This is a genomic window from Enterobacter sp. DC4 (assembly GCF_000568095.1).
Classification (GTDB): domain Bacteria; phylum Pseudomonadota; class Gammaproteobacteria; order Enterobacterales; family Enterobacteriaceae; genus Enterobacter; species Enterobacter pseudoroggenkampii.
The window spans coordinates 1-3,906 of record NZ_AZUB01000023.1 but is presented as its reverse complement, the minus strand read 5'-3'; the positions used below and the strand labels follow the sequence as shown (position 1 = coordinate 3,906).

At 53.3% G+C, this 3,906-nt stretch carries 2 protein-coding genes and 2 pseudogenes; all 4 read right to left on the bottom strand.

Going from position 1 to position 3,906, the window contains the following annotated elements; all coding sequences use genetic code 11:
• Nucleotides 1-128: 128 nt before the first annotated feature.
• Nucleotides 129-853 (bottom strand): annotated as a pseudogene (locus P349_RS25915) (IS91 family transposase); the annotation flags it as partial.
• 25 nt (nucleotides 854-878) lie between these two features.
• Nucleotides 879-2,075, bottom strand: coding sequence for an IS110 family transposase (locus P349_RS00040; protein ID WP_032664483.1), 1,197 nt, complete (start codon nucleotides 2,073-2,075; stop codon nucleotides 879-881).
• A gap of 190 nt (nucleotides 2,076-2,265) precedes the next feature.
• A pseudogene (locus P349_RS27090) lies at nucleotides 2,266-2,484 on the bottom strand (IS91 family transposase); the annotation flags it as partial.
• A 379-nt stretch (nucleotides 2,485-2,863) separates the two neighbouring features.
• A partial coding sequence (locus tag P349_RS26690) for a hypothetical protein (protein ID WP_032664481.1) occupies nucleotides 2,864-3,906 on the bottom strand: 1,043 nt, incomplete at its 5' end.

Here is a 3,906-nt window from a genome sequence, read left to right as displayed (position 1 = left end):
GGACCGCCGTTTTGAATAACGAACTGCAGGATAAATTTGTCTGCTGGTATCCGGGTTTTCAAAGTGATGGGAAGGGACCAGCGATGGCAGCATAGCTCACGCTGCCCCAATATTTTTTATGCTCTCCTGATATAACGTCCGATCATCTCCTCCTGTGCCAGCGTCTGCTGGCGGTACTGCTGTGTCCGGTGATCATAGTAGTTGTGCACCACGGCGCCGCCGCTGTAGTGCCTGAGCTTCGCCGCCGACACCGGCGGTCGCTTCAGGTACCGGCCCAGGTATTTGACGCTCCTCCATGCCCCCCGGGTTTTCTTCGCGAAGTGGACTTTCCAGCGGCGTCCGTACTGCGCCTGCAGATAGCGCTGCCACTGCTTTTTGTCGCGAATGTGCCCCAGCCCGGGCAGACTTCCAGGATTTATCAGGTCATAGCCGTGGCGCAGCAGGCGGATGACCGCACCGCGCCAGATTTCCTCCACGGCGTGCTTTTTAAAGAAGAGATCGCGCCAGACGCCATGTTTTATATCCAGCCCGCCGCGGGTGACGGACAGGTGAATGTGCGGATGCTGGTTGAGCTGGCGACCGTAGGTGTGCAGGGCGCAGAAGATGCCGACCTCCACGCCCTGTTTACGGGCCCACCGGAGCATGGCCCGGGTGGGCCCGTAAACAGGGCGTTGAGCAGGGGCCAGTTGTTGTTAAAAAAGGGCCACAGCAGGTGGGGCATGGTAAAGGTAATGTGCTGCCAGTCGCAGTCGGGGAGGATGTGGCTCTGCTGCGACACCCACTGCTCCGTGGCTTTGAAGCCGCAGGAGCTGCAGGCCTTTGACTTACAACTCTGGCAAAAAAAGCGGGAGTGCCCCTATTTAAGTTGTCAAGCATGTTTATGACGACGCAGGGGTATAAAAAGTCCCGTCACGCATCATGGCGAACAGAACGTCACAGCGTCGTCTTGCCAGGGCTATAAGTGCCTGATTGTGCCGTTTCCCCTGGCTAATTTTGCGTGTGTAGTAAGCCCTGGAGATTGGATCTCTGAGCGCTGCGAAGGCTGACAGGAACAGCGCCCGTTTGAGGGGTTTATTACCCCGCCGGGATGGGTGTTCGCCGCGTATGGAAGAGCCGGATCTCCGGGTTACCGGCGCAAGACCAGCATAGGCTGCAAGATGTGCAGCAGAGGCGAAGGTACGGCAGGCAACCTCTGTAAGGAGTCTGGCTGCGGTCCTGACACCGACACCGGGCATGCTCGTCAGGGCCGGGTAAAGAGGGTGAGCAAGAACCCGTTGTTCTACCTCAAGCGCGACCTCATCTCTCTGTTTGCGTAGCGTGATAAGCTGGAGAGCCAGGCGCGGCAGAACAACGACAGCAGCATTCGTACCGGGCACGACGACGGTTTGCTCGGTCAGTGCCTGGGTGATGTCAGCAGCAAGGCGTTTTCCCAGGCGGGGCGCGAATTTGCTGAGTTGGGTTGCCAACTTCTTTTCACCCAGCGAAGCGAGTTTTTCAGGTGAGGGATAATGCTGGAGAAGATCGAGTACTGCCGGATGATCCAGTCGTGGACCGAGAGCACGCTCCAGAGCCGGATGTATCTGGGTTAACAGGCCGCGGATACGGTTGCTGACCTGCGTTGTCTGTGCGGCAAGATCATCATCGAAGCCACAGAGCATGGAGAGTTCGGCGATTTGCTCATCAGTCAGCTTCAGCGTGCGTAGCGCGTGAGGCAGAGTACGAGCCGCTTCAGCGATGATGGCTGCATCGCGGGCATCGGTTTTGGCTTCACCTGCGTGCAAGTCGGCGATGCGACGCATTGCCAGCCCGGGAAGGTATCCGACAAGCACGCCTTCAGAGCGGGCAACAGCGACGGGTAACGCCCCTATGGTGGCAGGCTGGTCAACGACCAGCAGTATCTGACCATGCTGTTTCAGGTCAGATATCAGCGCTCTGAGTTTGTTTTCGTCGTTGGGTAATGCTTTGTCGAACAATCGATTACCTGAACGATTAACGGCAACGGCGTGATGGGTATCTTTACCGACATCAACGCCAATAAAGACCTGGACGGATTCGTAATTGCTGGATTCGGTCATTCTGCCTCCCTGTTTATACGGGTTAACCAGATAACCTCGGGGAGCAGGTACCGGCATCCACGTTACAGACGGTCCCGACATGATGTCTGACCTGACCCCTATTAGCGGTTACCAGCGCCCCACCAGACCCGGTGACATCACTCCCGGGATCATGAATGACTGGGTGCAGTAATCATGCCGGGTCTGGCTGGCTAACACCCCTAGTATAAGGGGTACGAATAAAGTAACGGGTGCAACCTGCTGACGAACAGCAGTAGCGGCGAACGCCCATGCTGGCGGTGGCGCAGGCGAGCATGCGCTCAACGCAAAGGCGGGTCCAGGGGCTGACGCTGTCGCCGTTCGAACCCAGGTACCTGTTCCAGCCATCATCGACGGTGAAGAGCAGTTTGGCAGGGCGAGGAACATACATGCAGCAGAGTATAAAGCCGGGCTTAGTACATGCAAACCCTCGGAACCGCGAAGCGGTGACACTCGCCCTGAAAGGGCGCTACTGTTCCGGCGTAGAACCCCGACATGCTGAGCAGAGAGGACTTCTACATGATAAAGCAAATGCGTAAGCAGGGTGCGTACATTATCGACATTGCAACTCAGGTGGGTTGCTCTGAACGCACCGGCAGAACAGTTTTATCTTCTGGTTACCTGAATATTCGACAGCACCACTTTTGCTGACTTCCTGTCGTTAACGCGACAGAACCAACTTCGAGATCCTGCCGGGGATGGATTGTCACCGGCAGAACAATTCTATCTGTCAGATGCCTGAAAAGCAGGCAGCCCAATTTCCTTTATGACTACATCGGGGAAAATGTGCGACGAACTGTCTTTCCTCTGGTCAGCCGGTCCGCCGCATTAATCATCTTAATTCTCCGGGTATGCGTTCCTTCCAGGCTATATATGTCTCCCAGACCGTGGTAGGCCTTTACAATCCCTGCAAATCCTCTTTTGAATAGCTCATCGCTGACTTTTTGTGCAATTCTCCGGGTATGCGTTCCTTCCAGGCTATATATGTCTCCCAGACCGTGGTAGGCCTTTACAATCCCTGCAAATCCTCTTTTGAATAGCTCATCGCTGACTTTTTGTGCAAATGGTTTTTTGGAGACAAACTTCGGTAACCAGTTACGATTGTTAAGTCCAGCGCTTTTATTCAGCACTTCACTGTTAAAACTCTCTGGCTCTACTGTATCTGCGCCAAAGCAAGCATTAAAACGGATATCATCAAATTCTTTAGATAATCCTTCTGCCGCTAGTAAGTCGACAATTTTTCTGACATTCAAAGAACCGGCGTTACCGCTCAGGTCAGCAGAAATATCGTCGCCGGCAGGGCTGCCATGCCCCAGCACATAGAGTTTATGCTTACCGGGAGACAACGTGCTTAGCATGGAAGGCCCTCCTGCACCAATATTACTAATATATAATGTGTTTTTTAAAACAGGCCTTGTTCGTGAATTCAGTAACATTGCACCTGCACTTTTATTGTATAGTTCGTCAAGCTTTTTTCTTTTCTCCGGAGTGATATTTTCCACATCAAATTCTTTGGCTTTATTATATAATTCCACGGAATCTTCTCTGTTTTGAGTATGTTCACGGTCAAGTTCCTCAGATAATTGATTAATTTCCGAGAGTCCATTTTCACCTGCCGTAATTACCGGGTACAGCGTTTTCCCTTTCATATATCTTCTGATATTAATACCAACGGCCATTGCTACCATGTCGCGTGAAATAAAGGGAAGATATATATATCCATCCCTTCCCGAACGGGGGGCATTACTGTCCAGTGGCTTCGGTTCAAGCCCGTTGCCGTCAAACAGCGTGACGGGATTATTCCTGACCATCC

Coding starts and splice junctions, on each gene's coding strand:
- P349_RS00040 (WP_032664483.1), bottom strand. CDS start 2,075: ATGACCGAATCCAGCAATTACGAATCCGTCCAGGTCTTTATTGGCGTT.